Here is a 24,740-nt window from a genome sequence, read left to right as displayed (position 1 = left end):
CCATCACCGGACCCGCCGACAGCCTCACCGTCACCGACAGCGATGGCCGAACCCTGAGCCCGGGATCACTGGCCCGCCCACCCACCCGCCCCCCACCCGACGCCGCGCCCTACCGCGGACCCACCGGCGAACGCGCCCAATGGAAGTGGTACACCCCCTTCCAACCCACACCACAGAACGACAACTAGGTCTGGCAGTCGAGGCTGAATCATGTTGGCCTAGTGCCGGATCGCGGAGGTCAGCCGATCCTCTGCCTAAAGTTCTGATTCGCACCATTCGGGCATGTCGCGATGCGAGTGGTGAGAAGCGCTGTCCACTCGCTGAGATATCGATCGTCGGGTACTCGCGCCTGCGATCGGCGAAAGGGTGGGGCGAAGCGGGCTCCGAGTATGCCGTCGACACTGAGTGCGGTATCGGGATGGCCACATCCGAGAGACGTGCGAACGGTACTCCGCCGAGCATCAGTCGAAGCACGAGGCGCAAAACGAGGGAGCCTTAAAGAACATCAAAGACTCGGTGGCGCAAATGGATGTTCTCGAGAGGCTCGCGAAACACGAATCGTCATATCCAGTCTGGCCGTTTGGCTATAGATCGCGAGTTGGGGTGTTCCTAAACTCCACGTTTCCGCTCACGTGCACGCTCGCCGGTGTGGTCGTCGACAACATGATCGGAATCTAGCCCCGGCCTCCATGCCGAGTTGAGTCAAAGAATCGCCTCGGCTTGCAGGTCGAGCGACGGAGGGTTTGCGGCGATGACGCCGTTGATGTCGATGATGGCTGAGCGCAGGGCTTGAGACACCCCGGCGATCCCAGGGGGTCACAGACGCTGCCCTGCGCTCGCCCGAGCCGTTACTGGCTCTGCTTCATCGCCGCTTCGATCTCCTCCATGCTGACCTCGCGCATCGGCTGGCCCATCGACCACAGATGGCCGAACGGATCGCGCACGACGCCGTACCGGTCGCCCCAGAACGCGTCCTCCAGCGGGTGCACCACCGTGGCACCGGCGTCTATGGCCTGCTGGAATTTGGTGTCGACCTCGGTGACCGTCAGGTGAATGGTCACCGGGCTGCCGCCGAGCGCCTTGGGGGTCGTCGACTTGCCCTCGGTCATCTCAGGGAAGTCGTCGTTGAGCATCACCGTGGAACCGTTGATGTTCAATGCGGCGTGAACGAGCTTGCCGTCGGGACCCGGAACTCGGCCGTACTCCTGGGCGCCGAAAGCCTTGACGTAGAAGTCGATGGCCGCCGCAGCATCGTCGACGACGAGGTGGGGGGATACGGCGGGCTGGACGTCGATTGCCATGAGCAGTCTCCTAGAGAGTTGAATTTCCCGTGCGGGCAACGAGTACGACTCGGCCTGCGAGCCAAACTCATCGCGCCGGTCCTCATGCAAGCACCGAGCACCGACAAGTGCTTCTGGCAACATAGCGGCGTGCCTGGCCAGGAAGTCCCGACGAAGTCGAGGGTGGCGGTATTCGATCCCCTCGTCGTCGGGGTGTTCGCCGCCGCGCTCAGCATCGTCGGCGCCGGCCGCCCGTCCTTCTGGTACGACGAGGCGGCGACGATCTCGGCTTCGTACAGCCGCTCGCTGGGTCAGCTGTGGCACATGATGGGCAACGTCGACGCTGTCCACGGGCTGTATTACGTGCTCATGCACGGCTGGTTCACGATCTTCCCGCCGACAGAGTTCTGGTCGCGCGTGCCCAGCGGTCTGGCCGTCGGCGGTGCGGCGGCGGGCGTCGTGGTGCTGGGCAGACAGTTCTCGTCGCGCACTGTCGCACTGAGCGCCGGTGTCCTGTGTGCGATCCTGCCGCGCGTGACATGGGCGGGTATCGAGGCCCGTCCGTACGCGCTGACGATGCTGGCCGCCGTGTGGTCGACTGTTCTGCTGGTCCACGGTGTGCGCCGCAACAACGACTGGATCTGGCTCTGCTACGCGGCGGCCATGGCGGCGTCGATTCTGCTCGACGTGTACCTCGCGCTGATGTTCCTGCCACACGCCGTCTTCCTTTGCTTTCATCGTCCGGCCCGGACCGTCGTCGTGCGGTTCGCCGTCACCATGGTGTGCACGTGTCTGGCAGTGGCGCCGTTCGTGCGGCTGGCCGTCGGTCAGGCGCACCAGATCATCTGGATCTCACCGGTGGGCCGCCGAACCGTCGAAGACGTGGCCGTTCAGCAGTACTTCGAGAGAAGTCCGTTGTTCCTGATCGTCTCCTGCTGTGTCGCCGTCGCGGCGATCGTCTTGTGGCGCTTCACATCTGCGAAACTTTCCGGGCCGGATCGTCAGCTGTTGGCCATGGCGATCGCATGGCTGGTGGTCCCCACCGCGTTGATCCTCGGCTGGTCGGCTCTGGTAAATCCGATCTACACACCGCGGTATCTGTGCTTCACCGCACCGGCGATGGCACTCGTGCTGGGGGTGTGCGTTGGCGCGTTGGCGGTCCGGCCGTGGGTAGTCGCCGTCGTGCTGGTCGTCTTCACTGCTGCGGCAGCGCCCAATTATCTTCTGGTGCAACGCAGTCCGTATGCGAAGTACGGAATGGACTACAGTCAGGTCGCCGACCTCATCGAAGCGAAGTCCCAGGGAGAGCCGGGTGAGTGCCTGCTGGTGAACGACACCGTGACCTTCATGCCCGCGCCGATGCGCCCCCTGCTCGCCGCCCGCCCCGATGCCTACGACAAAGTCGTCGACATCAGCCTGTGGCAGACGGCGGTCGAGCGCGACGACGTCTTCGACACCAACCTCATACCGGAAGCGTCGGTAGGTCCCCTGAACGTCTGCCGCGTGCTGTGGATCATCACGCAGGCCGACCCGACACGGCCTGCCCACGAACAGAATCCAGCGATGGAGCCGGGCCCGCTATTCGGCGGCACCCCGGCCTTCGCCGTAACGCGTGAAACCGGCTACCGACTGGTGGAACGCTGGCAGTTCAACCTGGTTCAGGTCATCAAAGCGCAGCGATGAGTTACCAGACGCGGAGATAGTCGACGAGCATTGACGCCGGGAACACACCTGCGGCCGGGTTGCCGCCACCGGGCCCACCGACCGCGAGGGTGAACATCGGCTGCATCCAGTAGCCGGGAATGCTGAAGGGCCACCGGAGGTCACCGGGCCGGCCCGACACGGGGATCGGGTTGGGCGGCACATGGAAGTACGGTTCGGCACCATCGACGTAATCCCGCCAGAACGTGAAACCGTCCTCGCCCCAGTGCATTCGCCAGGTGTGCCAGGCGGTGTCGACCATGCCTGGGATCGACTTGCCCTCCCAGGTCTTACCGTTGGACGCCGCATGCACCGTGGTGCCGGGTGGCCACTGATTGTTGCCGTACCACTCGAAGACGTCGACCTCACCGTCGGGCAGCGGGTCCTCGTTGACGGCCCAGAACGCGGGCCAGCAGCCGGGGGTCAGGCAGTCGAGCTTGATCCGCGCTTCCCACGTCTGGTTGATCATGCCGCGCCAGATACCGCGCAGCTTGGCGCCGTAGTAGGTGCCCATCTCGTTGGTGGCCATCATCACCAGATTGGAGTTGCCATCCTGGAAGATGTTGCGGCGATCGTTGCGGTAGATGCCCTGAACCGGCGGGTAGACCTCGTCCTGCCAGGTCTGGATCAACCACTTGGCCGGGTCGGGCGCCGATCCGGCCGGGCCGTCGAACTCGTCGTGGAAGATATAGGTTCCCGGGTCGGCAGTCGGCGGCTGCGTCGGTAGCGGCGCGCGCTTCATCGGGCTTGCCTGGGCTTGGGCGACGGGGATCGTGGCTGCCAACACGCCAAGACCCGCCATCATCGTCATCATGTCGCGGCGATCCATCTGGGGCACCCGCTCACCCTAGAAGGAAGTTCCCAGGTTTAGGTTCATTTCCGGGTCGCACGTGTTGTATCTAACCTTTGCCGGCTCACACCACGGAGAACGACGGCGGCAACGCGGAGCGACCCGTCAGCGCCATTAGCAGCGACTCCCCGCCGCCGGTCGCAATGGCCGTTCGCGTCGCGATGGCCAGCGCCTCGGCGAGTACGTCCTCGGACAACTGGAACGAAATGTCGACCGCCCTGGCGATGTCCACTCCGTGTACGGCCAGTTCGAATACCCGGGTCGGCAAGTACGTGCGCAGCCGAATCCCCAGCCCGCCAATGATCTTGATCAACGGATCGCCGTCGACCTCTGTGAGTGCACCAAGCACTTTTGAGACCAATGCGTCGACGGCGGCCGCCGGATCTTCGCCGAGATCCCGGCCCGCCTGTCTGCCGCGCTCGGCGACATCGGCGGGATCAATACCCAGCGCGGCAGGTGTCACCAGCACGTAGTACTCCTGCGGAGTCGCGATGTCCTCCCGGTCAGCGCTGGTCTGTAGGTAGCTGAGCACGGTGGTCAGCGAGCGCGACGTGTGGCCCACCAGCGCGCGAACGTCCCAGTCGCCCAGTCCGGGCTGGCCCCACGCGCCGGCCGGAATCTCGCGCACCAGCGCGGCGAAACTCGTCGCCGCCGCACGATACGTCTCGATCGTCACGACCGGGCGACTTGGTCCCAACCCTCGACGGACTCCGGGCTGCGGGGGCCGGGGCCGACGTAGATCGCGGCCGGGCGCACCAGCTTGCCGAGCCGCATCTGCTCGAGGATGTGCGCACACCAGCCGGCGGTGCGACCGCAGGTGAACATCGCGGGCATCATCTGGGTCGGTACCTCGGCGAAGTCCAGGATCACCGCTGCCCAGAATTCGACGTTGGTCTCGATCGCGCGGTCGGGACGGCGTTCACGTAGCTCGGCGAGTGCGGCCTGCTCCAGCGCCGACGCGACCTCGAAGCGGGGCGCCCCCAACCGCTTGGCGGTGGCCCGCAGCACCCGCGCCCGCGGGTCCTCCGCGCGGTAGACGCGGTGGCCGAAGCCCATCAGCTTTTCCTTGCGGTCGAGGATGCCCTTGACGACCGCGCGCGCATCGTCGGTCTTCTCGACTTCCTCGATCATCGGCAGCACGCGGGCCGGGGCACCGCCGTGCAGCGGTCCGCTCATCGCGCCGATGGCTCCGGACAACGCCGCCGCGACGTCGGCGCCGGTCGATGCGATCACGCGGGCGGTGAACGTGGACGCGTTCATGCCGTGCTCGGCGGCCGACACCCAGTAGGCGTCGATCGCCTCGACGTGCTTGGGATCGGGCTCACCCTGCCAACGGGTCATGAATCGCGCTGTCACGGTGGAACATTCGTCGACGACCCGCTGGGGAACCGCGGGTCGGTAGATACCGCGTGCGGACTGCGCGACGTAGGACAGGGCCATCACTGACGCGCGGGCCAGCTGGTCGCGCGCAGTTTCTTCGTCGATGTCGAGCAGCGGCGCATACCCCCAGATCGGAGCGAGCATCGCCAGGCCGGCCTGGACGTCGACGCGGACGTCGCCGCTGTGAATCGGCAGCGGGAACGGTTCGGCGGGCGGCAGTCCGCGGCCGAACTTGCCGTCGACCAGCAGCGCCCAGACATCGCCGAAGGTGACGTGCTGGCTGACCAGATCGTCGATGTCGACGCCGCGATAGCGCAGCGCGCCGCCATCCTTGTCGGGTTCGGCGATCTCGGTGGTGAAGGCGACCACGCCCTCGAGTCCGGGTACGAAATCCTCAGGAACCGTCGACACCGTAGTCATGGGCAAAATTCTCGCACCCGCTCCCGCGCCTTTTACTACCGGTCGGTAATGGGTCGGCGAACCGCGCAGGCGTAGCGTGAGCGCGTGGAACCTCGCGACGACGACCATCTGGCGAGAATGCGGGTCGAGTACGGCTCGGTGGAGAAAGACGGCAGCGGCGACCTCGACGCGGACTGGCTCGCCGACGGCTGGGTTGCGCTGCTGCACAAGTGGTTAGCCGACGCCGAACGCGCAGGGGTGGCCGAGCCCAACGCGATGGTGGTGGGCACCGTCGACGCGCGCGGACGCCCGTCCACCCGCTCGGTGCTCTGCAAGAGTGTCGACGCCGACGGCATCACCTTCTTCACCAACTACGACTCCGCCAAAGGTGAAGACCTGGCCGGGACGCCGTACGCATCGGCGACATTCCCCTGGTACCTGCTCGGCCGCCAGGTCCACGTCCGGGGACTGGTCACCAAGGTTTCCGCCGAACAGACCGCGGACTACTGGTCCAAGCGCCCGCGGGGTTCGCAGCTGGGCGCCTGGGCGTCGCACCAGTCCGCGCCGATCGCCTCGCGTTCCGCGCTACTCGAACAGCTGGCCGAGGTGACCCAGCGGTTCGCTGATCTCGACGAGGTGCCGGTGCCGCCGAATTGGGGCGGGTACCTCATCTCTCCCGAGGTGGTGGAGTTCTGGCAGGGCCGGGAGAACAGGGTGCACAACAGGATTCGTGTCGTCATCGATGCCGAGCTGCCGGTGAGCATGCACAACAGCCGCATCGAGCGGTTACAGCCGTAAGTGCTCGGCCGGATTCCCCGCTCGCGCGGGCGCATCTCTGCCGATATCGGTGACGCCGGAGTGTGACCTAGGGGGCCAATTGTCGGAGGGTGCCACTTTTCTCAGCGGCCTCTTACGTTGGCTGGCTAGCATCCGAGTTCGTGTCTGATCTCAGCGGGGAGGCAACCCTCGGGCTGCGGGAACGCAAAAAGCAACGCACCCGTGCCACCCTCATCGACGCTGCGGTCGACCTTTGCGAACGCCAGGGGTTCGATCGCACCACCGTCGACCAGATCGCCGCCATCGCCGACGTCTCGCCGCGCACGTTCAGCCGGTACTTCGCCACCAAGGACGCGATTGCGCTGGCCCTCATCGACGAGGTGCTGGAGAGGACGGCCATCGAACTGGCCCGGCAACCGCTCGACGTCAACCATTTCGAGGCGCTGCTGAACGCCTACCTCGCGATGGCCGAGGCGTCGAAGGTCGCGCCGGCCGGCGAGCTGTCGGCGGACCGGGTGATGTGCATCGTGCGGATCATCTTGTCGTCGTCGGCCTTACGGCAGTCCGCACTGGAGTACCGCGGAAACGCCATCGACGCGGAACTCGCCAGGCGGATGGGACTGGCCATCGGCGATCGCGCGCCACGGCTGGTCTCCGCGGTGTGGGGTTCGATGCTCATGACCGCACTGACCGGTCTGGCCGCAGGCGGCCGGGACGGTACCCAGCTGACGATCGACGACGTGGCCGCCTATCTGGAGGACACATTTGCCGAGTTCACCGGCCTCATGACCGGCAATCGGCAGCCGGTCTGACCGTCTGGCGGCACCCCCTCGGGCGAGATCGTTGGAATGGGACTACCTTTTGAGGGACAGACACGACATGTTCTCGATATTCCTTGCAACGTAGAAGGGATCCCCGTGGCCGAAAAAGACGAGCACGCCACCCTCAACTACCCCGGTGGCGAGCTTGAATTGGACGTCGTCAAGGCCACCGAGGGCTCCGACGGCATAGCCCTGGGTTCGCTGCTGGCCAAGACCGGCTACACCACGTACGACGACGGCTTCGTCAATACCGCCTCGACCAAGAGCGCCATCACCTACATCGACGGCGACGCCGGGATCCTGCGTTATCGCGGTTATCCGATCGACCAGCTCGCGGAGAAGTCGAACTTCATCGAGGTCAGCTACCTGCTGATCTACGGTGAGCTGCCGACCCCGGATCAGCTCGAGGCGTTCACCACGCAGATTCAGCGGCACACCCTGCTGCACGAGGACCTCAAGCGGTTCTTCGACGGCTTCCCGCGCAACGCACACCCGATGCCGGTGCTGTCCAGCGCGGCGAATGCGCTGAGCGCTTACTACCAGGACTCCCTGGATCCGTTCGACGACGAGCAGGTCGAGCTGTCGACGATCCGGTTACTGGCCAAGATGCCGACGATCGCGGCGTACGCGTACAAGAAGTCGGTCGGCCAGCCGTTCCTCTACCCGGACAACTCGATGAGCCTCGTCGAGAACTTCCTGCGGATGACGTTCGGTCTGCCGGCCGAGCCATATGAGGTCGACCCGGAACTGGTCCGCGCTCTCGACATGCTCTTCATCCTGCACGCCGACCACGAGCAGAACTGCTCGACGTCGACGGTGCGGCTGGTCGGCTCGTCGCAGGCCAACCTGTTCACCTCGATCTCCGGCGGCATCAATGCGCTCTGGGGTCCGCTGCACGGCGGTGCGAACCAGGCCGTGTTGGAGATGCTGGAGAAGATCCGTGTCGGAGACGACGACGTGCAGACCTTCGTCAAGAAGGTCAAGAACAAGGAAGACAACGTCAAGCTGATGGGCTTCGGCCATCGGGTCTACAAGAACTACGATCCGCGGGCGCGCATCGTCAAGGAACAGGCCGACAAGATTCTCGGCAAGCTCGGCGGCGACGACGAACTGCTCGACATCGCCAAGGAACTCGAAGAGTTCGCGCTCACCGACGACTTCTTCATCGAGCGCAAGCTGTATCCGAATGTCGACTTCTACACTGGCGTGATCTACCGGGCGATGGGCTTCCCAACCCGGATGTTCACCGTGCTCTTCGCGCTGGGCAGGCTGCCGGGATGGATCGCGCACTGGCGCGAGATGCACGACGAGGGCGGCGGCAAGATCGGCCGTCCGCGCCAGATCTACACCGGGTACACCGAGCGCGACTACGTCGACACCGGCTCACGCTAAGCCCCCCCGCGTCTGCCGAACGTGGGTTACCCGCACGCTTCGGGCGGCCGGAGCGTGTCACAACTCCACACTCGGCGTCGTAACGCATTTCACTCGCGGTAGGGCTTGCCATCGCAACAGTTGTAGTTTCACAATAGTTGTGTGAATGAAACTGTCGTCCGATCAATGAGCAGTCGGCGCAAGGCCATCATCTTGGTGTCCTGCTGCCTGAGCCTGCTGATCGTGTCGATGGATGCGACGATCGTGAACGTCGCCATTCCGAACATTCGCAAGGATCTCGGCGCGACGGCGTCGCAGCTGCAGTGGGTCATCGACATCTACACGCTGGTGCTGGCGTCGCTGCTGCTGCTCGCGGGCGCGGCGGCGGACCGCTTCGGGCGTAGGCGCACCTTCCAGATCGGGCTGACGGTCTTCGCGGTCGGCTCCCTGCTGTGCAGCCTCGCGCCCAACATCGAGACGTTGATCGCCGCGCGATTGGTACAAGCCGTCGGCGGTTCGATGATGAACCCGGTCGCCATGTCGATAATCACCCAGGTGTTCACCGGCCGCGTCGAGCGCGCCCGCGCCATCGGTGTGTGGGGCGGTGTCGTCGGCATCTCGATGGCGTTGGGCCCGATCGTCGGCGGGGCGCTCATCGAGTTCTCCAGCTGGCGTTCGGTGTTCTGGATCAACCTGCCGATCTGTGCGCTCGCGATCCTGCTCACCGCGATCTTCGTGCCCGAGTCCAAGTCGGTCACCATGCGCGACGTCGACCCTATCGGTCAGGGCCTCGGCATGGCGTTCCTGTTCGGCATCGTCTTCGTCCTCATCGAAGGACCGAACTTCGGCTGGGGCGACGCCCGCACCATCGTCGTGGCCATCGTCGCGGCTGCCGCCCTGGTCGCCTTCCTCCGCTTCGAGTCCCGACGCCACGACCCGTTCATCGATCTGCGCTTCTTCCGCAGCATTCCTTTCGCGTCCGCGACCGTGATCGCGGTGTGCGCGTTCGCCGCGTGGGGTGCCTTCCTGTTCATGATGTCGCTGTACCTGCAGGACGAGCGCGGCTTCTCGGCCATGGAGACCGGGTTGATCTATCTGCCGGTAGCCATTGGCGCGCTGGTGTTTTCACCGCTGTCGGGCCGGATGGTCGGACGTTGGGGGAGCCGGCCGTCGATTGTCATCGCGGGCGTGCTGATCACCACGTCGACGGTGCTGCTCACCTCGCTGAGCGCGACGACGCCCGTGTGGCAGCTACTGATGATCTTCGCAGTGTTCGGCATCGGCTTCTCGATGGTCAACGCCCCGATCACGAATGCTGCCGTCAGCGGCATGCCGACCGACCGGGCCGGCGCGGCATCGGCCGTCGCGAGCACCAGCCGCCAGGTCGGCGTCAGTCTTGGTGTGGCGGTGTGCGGTTCGATCGCCGGGTCGGCGCTGGCGACGGCGGGCGCGGACTTCGCCGTGGCGGCGCGACCGCTGTGGGTCATCTGCGCAGTGCTCGGGGTGACGATCGTCGTGCTCGGCGTGTACTCGACCTCGCCGCGCGCACTGCGTTCGGCCGAGCGACTCGCGCCTCTGATCGTCGGAACCGAAGCGCAGCGGGAGGTCGCCGATGTCCGATAACCCATTGGCCGACGAGGTCTGGCGCACCATGGCCGAGGTCGTGATCGACAACCGCGACTCATGGAAGCGGGCGGTGGTCGAACGATCGGGCCTGCCGTTCAGCAGGATTCGCATCCTCAAGCGATTGGGCCAGCGCTCGATGTCGGTCAAGGAGTTGGCGCATGCGGCAACCATCGACGCGCCTGCGGCGACCGTGGCGATCAACGACCTCGAGGGTCGCGGACTGGTCGTGCGCGAGATCGATCCGGCGAACCGACGCTGCAAGATCGTATCGCTCACCGAAGACGGCCACGCGATGCTTCGCGTCATCGACGCGACCGAGGACCCGGCACCCGAGGCGCTGGCGTCACTCGACGACGCCGAACTCCAGTCGCTGCGCGCGATTTTGGCGCGCTTACAGTCCTTCAGCGTCCACTAGCGCGCCGAATTCACGTTTCTAGAACGGCCATCGCGGCGTTGTGCCCTCCGACGCCCGACACCGCGCCACCGCGGCGTGACCCCGAGCCGCACAACAGAATACGGTCATGCGCGGTCGCGACACCCCAGCGCCGCGCCGGGGTGTCCAGCGGCTCGTCGTCCTCGACGAACGGCCACGACAACGCACCGTGGAAAATGTTGCCAGACGTCATGCCGAGTGAGTGCTCCAGGTCGGCTGTCGTCTTCGCCTCGATGCACAGCCGTCCGGCGGAATCCTGCATCAGCACATCTTGAATGGGTTCGGCCAGAACGGAGTTCAGCGAGTTTAGCACCGCCGAGGTCAAGGTATCCCGCATCCGGTCGGGATCGCCGGCGGACACCAACGTATGCGGGGTGTGCAGGCCGAAGACCGTCAACGTGTGCGCACCAGAGGCGCGAAGGCTGTCGGACAGGATTGTCGGATCGGTCAGCGAGTGACAGTAGATCTCGCACGGTAGCGGGTCGGGCACGACGCCGTGATCCGCCCGCGTGTAGGCCCTGTCGAGTTGGCGGTAGGTCTCGTTGATGTGGAAGGTCCCGCCGAAAGCCTGTTCCGGCGAGACGGTTTGGTCGTGCAGCCGCGGTAGTCTCTGCAGCATCAGGTTGACCTTCACCTGCGCGCCTGGTGCCTGCGTGGGTGCAGGTTCGCCCAGCAGCGTGGCGAGCACGGTCGGCGTGACGTTCGAAAGGATGTGTCCCGCGTGGACGCGGTGGTCGCGGCCGTCCCGACGGTAGCGCACGTCCCCGTCGGGGCTGATCGCGTAAACCTCGGCATCACATATGATTTCGGCGCCGTATCCGGTGGCTGCGGCCGCCAGTGCACCGCTGACCGCGCCCATACCGCCGATCGGGACGTCCCAGTCGCCGGTGCCACCGCCGAGCAGGTGGTACAGAAAGCAGATGTTCTGGGTCAGCGCGGGATCGCTGAGGCGGGCGAATGTGCCGATCAGTGCATCGGTGGCCATGACACCGCGCACGAGGTCGTTCGACACGGCGGCGGTGATGGCCTGTCCGATCGGCTCGTCGACCATCAGGTGCCACGCGACGTCGTCGCCGACGTGTTTGCGCGCCTGGTCGCGGGTGCTCAGCGGTCGCAGCAGCGTCGGCCACATGCGCGACGTCAGTGCGCGACAGCGTTGGTAGAACTCTTCGAAACCGGCCTCGTCCGACGCCGCGCCCACCGCGCCGAATGTCGACGGCGGCCCGATCAGCAACCCGGTCCGGCCGCCCGCTTCCGGATCAGGTGTGTACGACGAATAACGGCGGCGCACCAGCCGAACCCGGGCGCCCAAGTCCTCGACGATGCGCCGCGGCAGCAGGCTCACCAGATACGAGTAGCGCGACAGCCGGGCGTCCACACCCTCGAAGGCGTGTGCAGACACCGCCGCGCCGCCGACGTGGTCGAGCCGCTCCAGCACCTGTACCCGTCGACCGGCGCGGGCGAGGTAGGCCGCAGCCACCAGCCCGTTGTGTCCGCCACCGACGATGACGACGTCGGATGTCGCCGACCTCGCGGCTCCGGTGTCGGAGGTCAGTTGAGGTAACCCTCGACCTCGTCGGGCGGACGGACGCTCGCCGCCCCCGGATCGCCGCCGGTCTCACGAAGTGCGCGGCGCTGGCGCAGCAGATCCCAGCACTGGTCCAACTGCACCTCCAGGGCGCGTAGACGGTCATGCTCCTCGGACTCGTCGATCTCGCGGTGCTGCAGCTGCGCGCGTAGCTCCTTCTCCTCGGCAACGAGCTGGTTCACCTGATCGAGAATGTCTTGGTCCTTCGCCATTGCTTCAGTGTGCCCGACTACGGTGAATACGGTGACTTCCAATTCAGGACAGAAGCCCGAGATCGAGTTCATCGACGGTCCCCCTCCGACCGAACTGGTCATCAAGGATCTGGTGGTCGGCGACGGTGCCGAGGCGGTGCCCGGTGGCAACGTCGAGGTGCACTACGTCGGCGTCGAGTTCGACACCGGCGAGGAGTTCGACAGTTCGTGGGCGCGTAACGAGTCGATCGAATTCCCGCTGCGTGGCCTGATCCAGGGCTGGCAAGACGGCATCCCCGGCATGAAGGTCGGCGGCAGGCGCCAACTCGTCATCCCGCCGGAGCAGGCCTACGGACCCGCGGGCGGCGGGCACCGGCTGTCCGGCAAGACGTTGATCTTTGTTATCGACCTACTGGCAACCCGATAGAGGGGGCGCGTCAGCTCGGGCCGGGCAGTCTCAGCAACAGCCGGGCGCCGCCGAGCGGACTCTCCTCGAGAGCGGCTGTGCCGCCGTGCAATTCGGCCTGCTGCGCGACCAGCGCCAGCCCCAGCCCAGAGCCTGAGTGCGACGCTGTCGAACCGCGGGAGAACCGGTCGAACACGAGCTTGCGTTCCTCTTCGGGGACGCCGACGCCGTCGTCGTCGATCGCGATCTCCACACCGGCGCGCGAACTGACCGCCGACAGCTGCACACGGGATGCACCCCCGTGTTTGACAGCGTTGGCGATCGCGTTGTCCACCGCCAGCCGCAGCCCGGCGGGCAGCCCGACGATGATCACGGTCGGCGCGGGCACCAGCGACACGTCCAGCTCCGGGTACACGCGCATCGCGTCGTGAGCGGCGCGGTCCAGCAACTCGGTGATGTCGACGGTCACGTGGTCGTCCGCCGTCGACAGCTCACCCTGGGCCAGCCTCTCCAGTGCCCCGAGCGTGGCCTCGATGCGTGACTGCGTGCGGATGACGTCGTTGACGACTTCCTTGCGCTGTTCCTCGGGCAGATCCAACGTGGCCAGCACCTCGAGATTGGTCCGCATCGCGGTCAGCGGTGTCCGTAGTTCGTGCGCCGACACCGACGCGAAGTCGCGGGCCGACGTCAACGCCGCCTTGGTCTTGTCCTGTTCGTTCCACACGCGTTCGACCAGTCCCTGCACCGCCTCGGCGATCTCGACGGCCTCGGTGGCGCCGGCGACGTCGATGTCGGGATCCTCGTCGCCCGCGTCGATCTGCCGGGTCTGCTGGGCCAGTCGTTTGAACGGGCGCACGGCGAACGCGGCGAGCACCCACCCGCCCACGGTCGCGGCGCCGATCGCCAGGGTGCAGATGATGATCACCCGGCGATGCAGGTTGTTGATGTCGGCGATGGTCCCTTCGTAGGTCGCGCCCACGGCCACCGACATCGGTTCGGGCAGGCGGATGTCGACGGTGCGGACGCGGTAGCGCACGCCGTCGATGTACGTGTCGGCGTAGCCCGGCTCCAGCTCCGGCAAGACGATGTCGGAGTTCGACGTGACCTGACCGTCCTTGCGGACGGTGATGATGGCGTCCTGATCGTTCGGCGACTTCGGGATCTCGTCGAGCCCGCGGGGGACGAACGGGATCGCGAAGCCGGCCGCCTCGTCCAGCCTGCGGTCCAGCCGCTCGTTCCACGCGTCGGTGATGCCGAACCAGACCACGGTGCCCGCGATGACGACGACGATCGCGCCGGCGATGGCGCTGGTGAACGCCACCCGCTGTCGAAGTGAGGGGGTCCGCCGGAAGACGCGCGTCAGAATGCTCATCGGACTACTGCGTGCGCAGGACGAAGCCCACTCCGCGCACGGTGTGCAGAAGCCGGGGTGCGCCGCCTGCCTCGAGCTTGCGGCGCAGATAGCCGATGAAGACGTCGACGACGTTGGTGTCGGCAGCGAAGTCGTATCCCCACACCAGCTCGAGCAGTTGAGCCCGCGACAGTACCGCGGTCTTGTGCTCGGCGAGCACGGCGAGCAGATCGAACTCGCGCTTAGTGAGGTCGACGTCGACGCCGTTGACGCGGGCGCGACGGCCGGGGATGTCGACCTCCAGTGGACCGACCTGGATGGTCTCCGATGAGAACGTCGCTGTGGAACCGCGCCGGCGCAGCAGCGCCTTGACCCGGGCCACCAGTTCCTGGAGCACGAATGGTTTGACGAGGTAGTCGTCGGCGCCGGCTTCTAGACCAGCGACCCGGTCGTCGACCGAACTGCGCGCCGACAGGACACACACGGGCACGTCGTTGTCCATCGCACGCAGCGCGGTCACCACGCTGACGCCGTCGAGCACGGGCATGTTGATGTCGAGCACGATCGCGTCCGGGCGGGTCTCCGTCGCACTGCGCAGCGCTTCGGCGCCGTCGATCGCGGTGGACACATCGAAACCGGAGAGCCGCAGTCCACGCTCGAGTGAGGCGAGCACGTCGGGGTCGTCGTCGACCACGAGCACCCGCGGGGAGGCTGCTCCACTGTCCATGGCCACAATCTTGCCTGATGGCACCTCCGGCATGTGTCAGGCGCGTACGTCGGGCGGTCTCACCGCAGCCACGGTCTTGTCACCGCCGCGTCACGGCGCCCGAAACGATCGGTTGATAGCAAAGCGGGCAAACACGCGCGCTGCTAGCATCCGACACTTGTGCCAGCTCCTTCACCCCGGTTGATCGTCGAGCCCGACGACGGCGTGGAACCGGTCCGAGAGTTGATCGCCTCGGCACAGAATTCACTGCTGATCAAGCAGTTCACGTTCACCGAGGACATCTTGATACAGACGGTGATCGACCGGCGCAACGCGGGTGTCGACGTGCGCGTGATGCTCAACCCTGCGCGGTCGGGCGGTGACCGGGCCAACGACGAGACGTTCCAGAGATTCGCCGACGCCGGTATCACCGTGAAGTGGTCCAACCCGAAGTTCTATGTCACGCACGAGAAGTCGATCGTCGCCGATGACAGGGCCGCGCTCGTCGCCACCTTCAACCTGTGCACCAAGTACTTCACGATGACCCGTGACTACGGCGTCATCACCCATGACCCCGTGCACGTCGCACAGATCGTCGAAGTCTTCAATGCCGATTGGCACGAGCAGGATTGGACCTGTTCGGCGTACGAAGGTCTGCTCTGGAGCAATTCCAATTCGCGCTATCACATGGCGCAATTCATCGACACCGCCACATCCCGGCTCGATATTCAGCACCCGAAGTACGTCGACGCCGTCATTCTCGAGCGAATTGCGGCGGCCGCCGATCGCGGGGTCAAGGTGCACGTTCTCTGCGGCGGCAAGCACGGCATCAGCGAATGGGACATCCTCGACACCTTCGCGTCGCTGCGCACCCTGCGCCGCTTCGGGGTGAAGGTGCACAAGCAAAAGAATCTGCGGGTGCACGCGAAGCTGTTGCTCGTCGACGACGAACGCGCGCTGGTCGGGTCGATGAACATCGACCGCAGCGCGTTCGACCTGCGTCGTGAGCTGGGAATCCTGGTGTCAGACGCGCCGACGGTGGCACGTCTGAAGGAGGTCTTCGACGCGGACTGGGAACTGTCGCACCACTACGAACCTCCGGATCCGCTGCAGCCTGCCCACCACCACGAGGACGACTTCCCGCACGATCACGAACTGATGCATGAGTGAGCCCGAGCCCGGGCTCGAGAAGGTCCCGCTAGCCGAGCTGGCGTGGACGTTCAACCACATCGCGCTGGCGTCCTTTGGCGGCGGTCTGTCCGCGTGGTCGCGTGAGGTGCTTGTCGTCGAGAAGAAGTGGCTGGGCGAAGAGGAGTTCCTGTCGGCGATGACGATGTGCCGGATCTTGCCCGGTGCGAATCAGGTGAACATGGCGGTCTTCGCGGGCAGCAAGATGCGTGGGCTTCCCGGTGTGCTCGCGTCGCTGTTCGGGCTGTGCTTCCTGCCGGTGGTCATCGTGCTGGTGATGGCATTCCTGTATTTCCGCTTCAAGGAGCAGGCCGCGGTCAAGGGGGTCCTGCATGGGGCGTCTGCTGCGGCTGTGGCGCTGACCATCGCCATGGTGATCCAGACGGGTAAGAAGTGTCTGACCGGGCTCGTGCCGATCGCACTGTTCTTGGCGGCGTTCGTGCTGAACGGTCTTGTGCGGCTGCCCTTGCCGATGACGTTGCTGATCGTCGCGCCGCTGGCGCTGCTGTGGGCGTGGCCGCGAAACCGTGCCGCGCAGTCGTGAAGACCTCGCGATGAACACCTATCTAGAGCTGGCCGGCATGTTCGCGAGTCTGTCGCTGCTGTCGATCGGCGGCGGCAACGCGGTGCTGCCCGACATGCATCGCCAGGCCGTCAACGGTCATCACTGGATGACCAACGCGCAGTTCGCCGACATATTCTCGATCTCCCAGACCGCGCCGGGTCCGAGCATCCTGATCGTGACGCTCGTCGGTTACGGCGCCGGGTTGTCGGTGGGGGGCGTGCCCGGCGCGATTGTCGGGGGGCTCATCGCCACGGTGGCGATGATCGTCCCGGCGGCGTCGCTGATGTACACGGTGACGCTGTTCTGGCAGAAGGCGCAGAAGTCGAAGTGGCGGATCGCCGTCGAGAAGGGCTTCGCGCCGTTGACCGTCGGTCTGATCATGGCGACCTCGCTGGTGATGAGCCGGACCGCCGACCACGACTGGCGGGCCTACCTGCTGACCGCGGTGTGCACGGCGATCTTCGTCTTCACCAAAACCAACCCGTTGATCGTGGTGGTGGCGGCCGGTGTCATCGGCTACTTCGGAATTGTTTGACGCGGACGACAAAAAAAGAGTGCGGTTCGTCGGGCGGATAGGCGTGCGTACTGCTATCCACATAGGGTGACGGTCAAATCACCCGACGCTGTCGGGGCTCCACCGCCTGAACGGGCGCCTGAACCGCAGTCGAACTCGAGCTCGATCCCGGACCGCTGCCGTGCCCTGATCAACAGTCGCACGTTCGAGCTCTTCATCGTCGGCGTGATCGTCTTCAACGCAATCGTGCTGGGTTTGGGGACATACGCGGACATCGCGAGTCGCCATGAACCCCTGTTCGCCACGATCTATAACGTCATCCTCGGCATCTACGTCGTCGAGTTGCTGATTCGCCTCACGGCTTATCGGTGGAATCCTCGCGAGTTCGTCAAGGACGGCTGGAACGTCTTCGACTTCATCGTCGTCGCCGCCTCCTTCGTCCCGGCGTTGCGGGCGAACGCGATGCTGCTTCGGTTGGTGCGGCTGCTGCGCATCGTGCGCCTGGTGCGATTCCTGCCCGACCTCCGCATACTCGTCTCCGCGGCGGGCAGGAGCGTGCCGGGCATCGCGTCGCTGGCGGCGGCGACGTTCGTGCTGATCTTCATCTACGGGATGCTCGGCTGGGTGTTGTTCAGCGGCCACGATCCGGCCAACTACGGCAACGTGGGCCAGGCCATGCTGACGATGTTCGTCATGCTCACGCTGGAGAACTTCCCCGACAATGTCGCGATGGGGCAAGCGGTTTCGCAGTGGTCGATCGTGTACTTCATCAGCTATGTGCTGCTGGCCAGCTTCCTGATCTTCAACCTGTTCATCGGCATCGTGCTGAACGCCATGGAGGAGGCCAGGGGCGCCGACCGCAAAGAGCACGAGACCGACGACCTGCTCACCCGGCTGCGAGACGCGCGAGAAGCGTTGGAGCAAGCCGAAGAGGAGCTGCAGAAAACGCATCGCGACGACCGTTAGTCGCGCGCCGCGCAGCCCACTCGCTCCGGGGACCACGTCCTGCCTGGCAAAGAGGGCTCTGTAGCAGTCGAGCGACATTGTCGCTGAGACGACGGCACGCAGGGTATATGCCTCGCGGACCTGACACGACGCCGGGCGGCCGTGCTCGGAAGCAATTGACCTCAATGTTTGTTGAGGTTTTACGGTGCGTCCAGCACGTTAACAGTTTGCATGTAATGGGAAGATCTACTAAGTGACTGACTCCTCGAACGCGCTTCGCGCGGCGCCGGCGATAGCGCCGCCGCCCAAACGCGTCAGAGCGAGCTCGGATCTATGGCGCATCCTGCCCTATCTCATGCCCTACCGCGTCCGCTGGATCGCGATGGTCGCGACCGCGCTCCTTTCTCTGGTCGCCACCGTGGCGATCCCGCTGATGACCAAGGCCGTCATCGACGGCCCGGTGCGTCGTCAGGATCAGCAGGGGCTGTGGCTGCTCGGCGCCGCGGCGATGGGCGTCGGCATCTCCGAGGCGGTGCTGTGGTTCATTCGGCGGTGGCTGGTCGCGCGCGCGACCATGGGTGTGGAAGCCGACATCCGCAAGGACCTCTACGCACGCCTTCAGATCCTGCCGATGAGCTTCCACGGCCGCTGGCAATCGGGTCAGCTGCTGTCGCGAATCATGAACGACCTCGGCACGATTCGCCGATTCATGTCGTTCGGCATGGTCTTCCTGCTGCTGTCCACCATCCAGATCACCGCGGTGACCATCATCCTGCTGACGATGTACTGGCCACTCGGTGTGGTCGTGCTGCTGTCGATCGTGCCGATCGCCGCGACGGTGCTGCATTTCCAGCAGGAGTACGTGCGGTTGTCGCGGTTGGCTCAGGATCAATCGGGCCACGTCGCCACCCACGTCGAGGAATCCGCGTTGGGTCTGCGGGTGGTCAAGTCGTTTGGTCGCGAGGACTACGTCTACAAGAGGTTCGACGAACAAGTCACCGACCTCTACGACACCCAGATCAACAGAGTGCAGGTGTCCGCGAAGTTCTGGACGCTGCTCGAGGTCATCCCCAACCTGACGCTGATCGTGGTGCTCGGCTTCGGTGCGTACGCCGCGGGGCACGGTCTGGTCACCATGGGCACGCTGGTCGCGTTCATCACGATGATGCTGTCGCTGGTCTGGCCGATCGCGTCGCTGGGATTCCTGCTGTCGATGACGCAGGAGTCGTTCACCGCCGCCAACCGCATTGCCGAGATCTTCGATGCGCCGGTGGAAATCGTCGACGGGCCCAGTGACGTCGTGCCGTCGCGCGGCAAGCTGGAGTTCATCGACGTCGGATTCCGGTTTCCCGACGCCAAGGACGACGGGCTGGCGCCGTCCGGCGAGCCGGACAAATGGGTTCTGCGGCACGTCACCGTCACCGTGGAACCGGGGGAGACGCTGGCGCTCGTCGGTTCGACCGGATCGGGCAAGTCCGTGCTGGCGTCGCTGGTGTCGCGGCTTCACGATGTCACCGAAGGCGCGATTCGTATCGACGGCACAGACATTCGCGAGCTGACGCTGCCCACACTGCGCAAGACGGTGGCCACCGCGTTCGAGGATCCGACGCTGTTCTCCATGTCTGTCGCCGAGAACCTGAGGTTGGGCGCCCCGGATGCGACCAACGAAGAGATGGCTCAGGCGATCGACGTCGCGGCGGCACAGTTCGTTTACGACCTGCCGTTCGGTCTGGACACCCGCATCGGTGAGCAGGGGATGAGCCTGTCCGGCGGTCAGCGGCAACGGCTTTCGCTCGCGCGCGCCATCCTGGCGGCGCCGAAGATCCTTGTCCTCGATGACACGCTGTCCGCGCTGGACGTGCACACCGAGGCCGTCGTCGAGGAGGCTCTGCGTCGGGTCTTGCATGCGGTGACCGGCATCGTCGTCGCCCATCGCGCATCGACCGTATTGCTCGCCGACAAGGTCGCACTGCTGGACGACGGCGTCATCACCCACGTCGGCACCCACGCCGAGTTGCTTGCCGCCGTCCCGCAGTACCGCTATCTGCTGGCCGCCGACGACGAACTCGACGACGGCCGCGAGCGTGCCTGCGAGTGGCAGGAGGACGACGACCGTCACCGGCTCGATCACACATACAGCGAGCAGGAAGCACTGGAACGCGAACGCGTCGGGTCCAAGTTCGTCACCTCGGAGGCCGAGGGCCGATGAGCACCACAGAGTGGCGCGGCAGGTTCGACGAGGACCAGGACGACGATCTGCCGATCGACGAAAGCCTTCCGCGGCGCCGCGAGGCCCGCGCGCTGCTGGGCTCGTTGCTGCGGCCGTACAGCAGAACGGTGGCCTTGCTAGCGCTCGTCGTCGTGGTGGAAAATGCTGCACGCCTTTCTGTTCCGATTCTGGTGCAGCGAGGTATCGACCGGGGCATCCCGCCGATCGTCGACGGGGGCTCGGCACACACCTTGATGCTGGTGGTGGCTGCCATGGCCGGAGTGGTGCTGGTGCAGGCCGTCAGCAGAGTCTTCTTCCTGCGGCGGTCGGGCCGTGTCGGGCAGAAGGTCCTGACGGAGTTGCGGCGCAGAGTGTTCCGGCACTTCCAGCGGCTCGACATCAGGTTCCACGACCGCTACACCTCGGGCCGGGTGGTGAGTCGGTCGACCAACGACGTCGAAGCCATCCAGGACATGCTGGAGACGGGTTTCGACAGCATGATCACCGCGGTGCTGACCCTGGTCGGCACGTCGATTCTGCTTGTGACGCTAGATGTTCGGCTCGGCCTGATGTGTCTGGTCGCCGTGCCCGTCCTGGTGGCGCTGGTGTGGTGGTTCCGCAACGAGTCGGCCAAGGTCTACCGCAAGGTGCGCGAAAGCGCGGCGCTGGTGATCGTGCAGTTCGTCGAGACGATGACCGGTATCAAGGCGGTGCAGGCGTATCGGCGGGAACCCCGCAACCAGGAGATCTTCGAGGACGTTGCCGACGACTACCGCGAGATCAACGAAAAGACCTTCAGGTTGCTCGCGATCTTCATGCCCGGTGTGAAACTCGTCGGCAACCTGACCACCAGCGTGGTGCTGCTCTATGGCGGCTACCGCGTCCTGCACGGCGAGATGACCATCGGCACGCTGGCGGCGTTCCTCCTCTACCTGCGGATGTTCTTTGAACCGATGCAGGAGATCTCGCAGTTCTTCAATACGTTCCAATCCGCGTCGTCGGCGCTGGAGAAGCTGGCGGGTGTGCTGGCCGAGCGGCCGAGCATCAGCGATCCGCAGCAGCCCGTCGAACTCGACACGGTTCGCGGTGACATCGCGTTCAACGATGTGCAGTTCTCGTACGTCGAGGGACGTCCAGTGCTGCCGGATCTCAACCTCGAAGTGCCTGCGGGTCAGACCGTCGCGCTTGTGGGCACCACGGGTGCGGGCAAGACGACGATCGCGAAACTCATTGCGCGCTTCTATGATCCGTCGTCGGGATCGGTCACCTTGGACGGTGTCGACTTACGCGACCTCGCCCAGTCCGAACTGCGCCGCCACGTCGTCATGGTGACGCAGGAGAACTTCATGTTCGAGGGCACCGTGGCCGACAACATTCGCTTCGGCAGGCCCGACGCCACCGACGAAGAGGTCGTCGAAGCGGCCGCGGCCGTCGGCGCCGACCGATTCATCGACGCGCTGCCCGAGGGGTACGACACCGACGTCGCCAAGCGCGGTGGACGGCTGTCGGCCGGCCAGCGGCAGTTGGTGGCGTTCGCCAGAGCCTTTCTGGCCGACCCCGCGGTACTGATCCTCGACGAGGCGACGTCGTCGCTGGACATCCCCAGCGAGCGGCAGGTGCAACGCGCGCTGGAGACGGTGCTCGCCGACCGGACCGCACTCGTCATCGCGCACCGGCTGTCCACCGTGCAGGTCGCCGATCGGGTGTTGGTGGTCGACAACGGGCGCATCATCGAGGACGGCCCTCCCGACGACCTGATCGGTCGCGCCGGCGGCCGGTACGCGGCGCTGCACCAGGCGTGGGAAGACTCGCTCGCCTAGTACTACTTCGCGAGGACAGTCTCGCGAACATCACGCCTGCGCGATCAGCTTCTCCAGCTTGTCGTTGATGACGGGCATGTTGGAGTTCAGCACCGAGATGATCTTCTCCCGGGCACGCTCGCTGACGCCGGCCGACACGTGATGCAGCACGTTGAGCCGAGACGCGTCGACCCACGCCATCATGTCCGGGTCGGAGAACCACTGCAGCTGGTTCTTGTTGAACGCGAGCATCATTCGCAGCCAGTCGATGGGATCGGACGGATACGGTACGGGGTTGCAGTACGCGTTTTTGGTCTCATCGTCGGGGTACGTCGCTTCCACATGGCCGATGACGGCCGCGCTGAACGCCGGTTGGCAGGTCCGCACCGCCTGCAGGGCGATACCCTCGTCGGTGAAGATCGTCGCCGGCGCGATCCGCGCGAAACCGTCTGCGCTGCAGTCGATGTACAACGCTGAGTCGTCGATGTCGCGGGTCCCTCCCTCGAGCGTGATACGGCCCGGCTCGATCGACTGGACGTGACCCATCCGGACGACATCGGAGATTCGTCGCAACTCCTCGAGTTCTGCCTTCGACAGGATCGCGCACCGGTACATCGTCGGCTCGATCGAGGTGTCGATGCGCTGCAGACAGCCTTTGTCCTCCAGGATCCTGAACAGATCCGGCAGCGACTCGGCCTCCAGCACCGCGTTGAGCTGATTGGAGAAGTCGCGCAACACACCGCGCGCGAACTGCGAGCCGGGCTGGATCGCCGCGCGGTCCAGCAGCCACGAGTCGCGCGGCTTGATCCACGTCAACCGCGCCGGCGCCACGCCGTGGCGCAACAGCCACAGGCAGGCATCCATCGCGGTCTTGCCCGCACCGACGATCACGTACCGGCCCCGCGCCTCGCGGAGACGCGGAAGGGCGTTGGGCGGTACGCATTCGACGCCGGCGGCGACGTCGTAGGACGGCCCGCGCATCGACGGCACGATGATCTCGACGTGCGTGGTGACGACGCGGCGCGCGGCCACATCGATCTCTTCGCCGCCGAGCGTGCGCACGCGCCGGTCGCCGAGGTATTCGCTCATCGGCAGGTATGTCACTCGACCCGTCGGCAGCAGATGCTGACGCATCACCGCGTCGAAATAGGCGCAGACCTCCGCGCCGCTGGCCAACTCGTAGTAGCCGGCGTTCAGGCCGCTGTGGTCGATGGTGTCGCTGCCCAGACTCCGCGAGTTCACGCCGTAGTAGGCCGACGGCTGATGCAGGCGAACGAACGGGTACGCCGCCGTCCAGTGGCCTCCCGGCTGGTCGTTGCGATCGACCACCACGACCGTCGCGTCCGTTTCGGCCACCAGTGTGTCGACGAACGCGAGTCCCATCGCGCCCGCGCCGACGACGAGGTAATCGGCCTCGATCGTTCGCATGGAATCTCCTAGCGCAGCGTGGTGAAGAACTTCTGGACGTCGTCGACGAAAAGGTCCGGCTGTTCGAACGCCGCGAAATGACCCCCGCGCGGCATGTCCGTCCAGTGCGTGATGTTGTACCCAGCTTCGCACCAACTACGCGGCGCCTTGAGGATCTCCCTGGGGAACGCCGCGACGCCGGTGGGGAGCTCGACGCGGTCGAAGCTGCCGAACGCGTTGAAGCTCTCCCAGTACAGCCGCGCCGACGACGCCCCGGACGCGGTCAGCCAGTACAGCATCACGTTGTCGAGCATCTCGTCGCGGGTCAGCACATTCTCCGGATCGCCGTCGCTGTCCGTCCACGACCAGAACTTCTCGACGATCCACGCCAACTGGCCCACGGGGGAGTCGACCAATCCGTAGCCGACGGTCTGCGGCCGCGTCGATTGCTGTTTGGAGTAGCCGGAATCCCACTTCTGGTAGTACTGGCCCCGTTCGAGCGCCGCCTTCTCCTCGTCGGTCGGATTGTCGAGTTTGCCGGGCGGGAAGCCGAGCGGCATGTTCAGGTGGATGCCCGCGCAGCCGCTGATGTCGCCGCCGGGGCGGCTCCGGGACCCCGCGTTGCGGCCGATCTGCGTGGTCACGGCTGCGCCCCAGTCGCCGCCCTGTGCGCCGAAGCGTTCGTAGCCGAGCCGGCCCATCAGGGTGTCCCACGCCGTCGCGATCTTCTCGACACCCCAGCCCGTCGTGGTGGGCTTGGCGGAGAAGCCGTATCCCGGCAGCGACGGGCACACCACGTCGAAGCCGCGTTCGTTCAGCGGCTCGATGACCTTGTGGAACTCGACGATCGAACCGGGCCAACCGTGGGTGATCAGCAGCGGGAACGCATTCTTCTCATCCGATCGCTGATGAATGAAATGAATGTCGAGACCGTCGATTTCCGTCGTGAAGTGGTCGAACCGGTTCAGCGCCGCTTCGCGTGCCCGCCAGTCGTATTCGTTGGCCCAGTAGTCGGCCAGCCGCCTGGTGTAGGCCAGTGGGATGCCCTGGCTCCAGTCGTCGACGCATTCGGCCTCGGGCCAGCGGGTGCGGGCCAGCCTGGCCTGCAGGTCGTCGAGATCGGAGTCGGGAATCGCGATGCGGAAGGGAGAGATCTGGCCCATGCCCCCCATCCTTACCCCCTCGGACACCGAGCCTGCGCAGAGTGCACGAATTTCGGCCGATTCGCGATCT

Annotated in this window: 23 protein-coding genes and 1 pseudogene; 14 read left to right on the top strand and 10 right to left on the bottom strand. The window is 65.5% G+C overall.

What is annotated here, in order from left to right; translation table 11 throughout:
* A pseudogene (locus M1248_RS19555) lies at nt 1-188 on the top strand (HNH endonuclease); the annotation flags it as partial.
* Between the two features lie 660 nt (nt 189-848).
* Here the strand turns inward: M1248_RS19555 and M1248_RS19550 are convergent.
* Nucleotides 849-1,301, bottom strand: a complete 453-nt coding sequence (locus tag M1248_RS19550; RefSeq protein WP_163730771.1) for a VOC family protein — start codon at nt 1,299-1,301, stop codon at nt 849-851.
* Nucleotides 1,302-1,385: 84 nt separating this feature from the next.
* Between M1248_RS19550 and M1248_RS19545 the strand changes: the two genes are divergently transcribed.
* Nucleotides 1,386-2,963, top strand: coding sequence for a glycosyltransferase family 39 protein (locus M1248_RS19545; RefSeq protein ID WP_410506693.1), 1,578 nt, complete (start codon nt 1,386-1,388; stop codon nt 2,961-2,963).
* A gap of 1 nt (nt 2,964) precedes the next feature.
* On the opposite strand, the gene M1248_RS19540 is transcribed toward M1248_RS19545, so the two are convergent.
* From M1248_RS19540 to M1248_RS19530, 3 genes are all read right to left on the bottom strand, one after another.
* Nucleotides 2,965-3,810 (bottom strand): family 16 glycosylhydrolase, encoded by an 846-nt coding sequence (locus M1248_RS19540; RefSeq protein WP_317149455.1) that lies wholly within the window; start codon nt 3,808-3,810, stop codon nt 2,965-2,967.
* Between the two features lie 85 nt (nt 3,811-3,895).
* Nucleotides 3,896-4,501, bottom strand: coding sequence for a maleylpyruvate isomerase family mycothiol-dependent enzyme (locus tag M1248_RS19535; RefSeq protein WP_410506695.1), 606 nt, complete (start codon nt 4,499-4,501; stop codon nt 3,896-3,898).
* 2 nt (nt 4,502-4,503) lie between these two features.
* Complete coding sequence (locus tag M1248_RS19530; protein WP_317149454.1) at nt 4,504-5,622, bottom strand: citrate synthase 2; 1,119 nt, start codon at nt 5,620-5,622, stop codon at nt 4,504-4,506.
* A 126-nt stretch (nt 5,623-5,748) separates the two neighbouring features.
* Here M1248_RS19530 and pdxH point away from each other — a divergent pair, with 126 nt between their 5' ends.
* The 5 genes from pdxH (at nt 5,749) to M1248_RS19505 (ending at nt 10,620) form a co-directional block, all read left to right on the top strand.
* On the top strand, nt 5,749-6,408 hold the full coding sequence (gene pdxH, locus M1248_RS19525) for a pyridoxamine 5'-phosphate oxidase (protein ID WP_410506694.1): 660 nt from the start codon (nt 5,749-5,751) through the stop codon (nt 6,406-6,408).
* Nucleotides 6,409-6,548: 140 nt separating this feature from the next.
* A complete protein-coding gene (locus M1248_RS19520) occupies nt 6,549-7,199 on the top strand; it encodes a TetR family transcriptional regulator (RefSeq protein ID WP_317149438.1) in 651 nt (216 codons plus the stop codon).
* Nucleotides 7,200-7,304: 105 nt separating this feature from the next.
* Nucleotides 7,305-8,600, top strand: coding sequence for a citrate synthase (locus tag M1248_RS19515; RefSeq protein ID WP_163730763.1), 1,296 nt, complete (start codon nt 7,305-7,307; stop codon nt 8,598-8,600).
* 165 nt (nt 8,601-8,765) lie between these two features.
* On the top strand, nt 8,766-10,202 hold the full coding sequence (locus M1248_RS19510) for an MFS transporter (protein ID WP_317149437.1): 1,437 nt from the start codon (nt 8,766-8,768) through the stop codon (nt 10,200-10,202).
* On the top strand, nt 10,192-10,620 hold the full coding sequence (locus tag M1248_RS19505; protein WP_317149436.1) for a MarR family winged helix-turn-helix transcriptional regulator: 429 nt from the start codon (nt 10,192-10,194) through the stop codon (nt 10,618-10,620). The genes M1248_RS19510 and M1248_RS19505 overlap by 11 nt, the downstream gene beginning before the upstream one ends.
* A gap of 10 nt (nt 10,621-10,630) precedes the next feature.
* On the opposite strand, the gene M1248_RS19500 is transcribed toward M1248_RS19505, so the two are convergent.
* Complete coding sequence (locus M1248_RS19500; protein WP_317149453.1) at nt 10,631-12,193, bottom strand: NAD(P)/FAD-dependent oxidoreductase; 1,563 nt, start codon at nt 12,191-12,193, stop codon at nt 10,631-10,633.
* Nucleotides 12,190-12,438 carry a DUF2630 family protein gene (locus M1248_RS19495; protein WP_163730757.1) on the bottom strand — a complete coding sequence of 83 codons (249 nt, stop codon included), beginning with the start codon at nt 12,436-12,438 and terminating at the stop codon, nt 12,190-12,192. Before M1248_RS19495 ends, M1248_RS19500 begins: the two co-directional genes overlap by 4 nt.
* Nucleotides 12,439-12,460: 22 nt before the next feature.
* On the opposite strand from M1248_RS19495, the gene M1248_RS19490 reads away from it, so the two are divergent.
* On the top strand, nt 12,461-12,844 hold the full coding sequence (locus M1248_RS19490; protein WP_207568664.1) for an FKBP-type peptidyl-prolyl cis-trans isomerase: 384 nt from the start codon (nt 12,461-12,463) through the stop codon (nt 12,842-12,844).
* Between the two features lie 10 nt (nt 12,845-12,854).
* Here the strand turns inward: M1248_RS19490 and M1248_RS19485 are convergent, their stop codons facing one another.
* On the bottom strand, nt 12,855-14,195 hold the full coding sequence (locus M1248_RS19485; protein WP_163730753.1) for a sensor histidine kinase: 1,341 nt from the start codon (nt 14,193-14,195) through the stop codon (nt 12,855-12,857).
* Between the two features lie 4 nt (nt 14,196-14,199).
* Nucleotides 14,200-14,910, bottom strand: a complete 711-nt coding sequence (gene prrA / locus M1248_RS19480) for a two-component system response regulator PrrA (RefSeq protein WP_163737715.1) — start codon at nt 14,908-14,910, stop codon at nt 14,200-14,202.
* A gap of 150 nt (nt 14,911-15,060) precedes the next feature.
* Here prrA and M1248_RS19475 point away from each other — a divergent pair, with 150 nt between their 5' ends.
* The 6 genes from M1248_RS19475 (at nt 15,061) to M1248_RS19450 (ending at nt 22,121) form a co-directional block, all read left to right on the top strand.
* Complete coding sequence (locus M1248_RS19475; RefSeq protein WP_317149435.1) at nt 15,061-16,050, top strand: phospholipase D-like domain-containing protein; 990 nt, start codon at nt 15,061-15,063, stop codon at nt 16,048-16,050.
* Nucleotides 16,043-16,612 (top strand): chromate transporter, encoded by a 570-nt coding sequence (locus M1248_RS19470; protein ID WP_317149434.1) that lies wholly within the window; start codon nt 16,043-16,045, stop codon nt 16,610-16,612. The genes M1248_RS19475 and M1248_RS19470 overlap by 8 nt, the downstream gene beginning before the upstream one ends.
* A gap of 10 nt (nt 16,613-16,622) precedes the next feature.
* Nucleotides 16,623-17,168 carry a chromate transporter gene (locus tag M1248_RS19465; protein ID WP_317149433.1) on the top strand — a complete coding sequence of 182 codons (546 nt, stop codon included), beginning with the start codon at nt 16,623-16,625 and terminating at the stop codon, nt 17,166-17,168.
* A 66-nt stretch (nt 17,169-17,234) separates the two neighbouring features.
* Nucleotides 17,235-18,113 (top strand): ion transporter, encoded by an 879-nt coding sequence (locus tag M1248_RS19460; protein WP_317149432.1) that lies wholly within the window; start codon nt 17,235-17,237, stop codon nt 18,111-18,113.
* Between the two features lie 232 nt (nt 18,114-18,345).
* Nucleotides 18,346-20,301, top strand: a complete 1,956-nt coding sequence (locus M1248_RS19455) for an ABC transporter ATP-binding protein (RefSeq protein ID WP_317149431.1) — start codon at nt 18,346-18,348, stop codon at nt 20,299-20,301.
* Entirely contained in the window at nt 20,298-22,121 is a 1,824-nt protein-coding gene (locus M1248_RS19450; protein ID WP_317149430.1) for an ABC transporter ATP-binding protein, read from the top strand. The genes M1248_RS19455 and M1248_RS19450 overlap by 4 nt, the downstream gene beginning before the upstream one ends.
* 30 nt (nt 22,122-22,151) lie before the next feature.
* Here M1248_RS19450 and M1248_RS19445 read toward each other — a convergent pair whose 3' ends face one another.
* Together M1248_RS19445 and M1248_RS19440 are read right to left on the bottom strand one after the other, a co-directional pair.
* Nucleotides 22,152-23,528, bottom strand: a complete 1,377-nt coding sequence (locus M1248_RS19445; RefSeq protein WP_317149429.1) for an NAD(P)-binding protein — start codon at nt 23,526-23,528, stop codon at nt 22,152-22,154.
* An 8-nt stretch (nt 23,529-23,536) separates the two neighbouring features.
* Nucleotides 23,537-24,670, bottom strand: a complete 1,134-nt coding sequence (locus M1248_RS19440; RefSeq protein ID WP_317149428.1) for an epoxide hydrolase — start codon at nt 24,668-24,670, stop codon at nt 23,537-23,539.
* Nucleotides 24,671-24,740 lie beyond the last annotated feature (70 nt).

Source organism: Mycobacterium sp. 29Ha, from assembly GCF_032883055.1.
In the GTDB taxonomy this organism is placed as follows: Bacteria; Actinomycetota; Actinomycetes; order Mycobacteriales; family Mycobacteriaceae; genus Mycobacterium; species Mycobacterium gallinarum.
This window is presented reverse-complemented; position numbering and strand designations above follow the sequence as displayed.

Coding starts and splice junctions, on each gene's coding strand:
- M1248_RS19445 (WP_317149429.1), bottom strand. CDS start 23,528: ATGCGAACGATCGAGGCCGATTACCTCGTCGTCGGCGCGGGCGCGATG.
- M1248_RS19440 (WP_317149428.1), bottom strand. CDS start 24,670: ATGGGCCAGATCTCTCCCTTCCGCATCGCGATTCCCGACTCCGATCTC.
- M1248_RS19505 (WP_317149436.1), top strand. CDS start 10,192: ATGTCCGATAACCCATTGGCCGACGAGGTCTGGCGCACCATGGCCGAG.
- pdxH (WP_410506694.1), top strand. CDS start 5,749: ATGCGGGTCGAGTACGGCTCGGTGGAGAAAGACGGCAGCGGCGACCTC.
- M1248_RS19550 (WP_163730771.1), bottom strand. CDS start 1,301: ATGGCAATCGACGTCCAGCCCGCCGTATCCCCCCACCTCGTCGTCGAC.
- M1248_RS19465 (WP_317149433.1), top strand. CDS start 16,623: ATGAACACCTATCTAGAGCTGGCCGGCATGTTCGCGAGTCTGTCGCTG.
- M1248_RS19470 (WP_317149434.1), top strand. CDS start 16,043: ATGAGTGAGCCCGAGCCCGGGCTCGAGAAGGTCCCGCTAGCCGAGCTG.
- M1248_RS19485 (WP_163730753.1), bottom strand. CDS start 14,195: ATGAGCATTCTGACGCGCGTCTTCCGGCGGACCCCCTCACTTCGACAG.
- M1248_RS19510 (WP_317149437.1), top strand. CDS start 8,766: ATGAGCAGTCGGCGCAAGGCCATCATCTTGGTGTCCTGCTGCCTGAGC.
- M1248_RS19495 (WP_163730757.1), bottom strand. CDS start 12,438: ATGGCGAAGGACCAAGACATTCTCGATCAGGTGAACCAGCTCGTTGCC.
- M1248_RS19545 (WP_410506693.1), top strand. CDS start 1,386: ATGCAAGCACCGAGCACCGACAAGTGCTTCTGGCAACATAGCGGCGTG.
- M1248_RS19540 (WP_317149455.1), bottom strand. CDS start 3,810: ATGGATCGCCGCGACATGATGACGATGATGGCGGGTCTTGGCGTGTTG.
- M1248_RS19450 (WP_317149430.1), top strand. CDS start 20,298: ATGAGCACCACAGAGTGGCGCGGCAGGTTCGACGAGGACCAGGACGAC.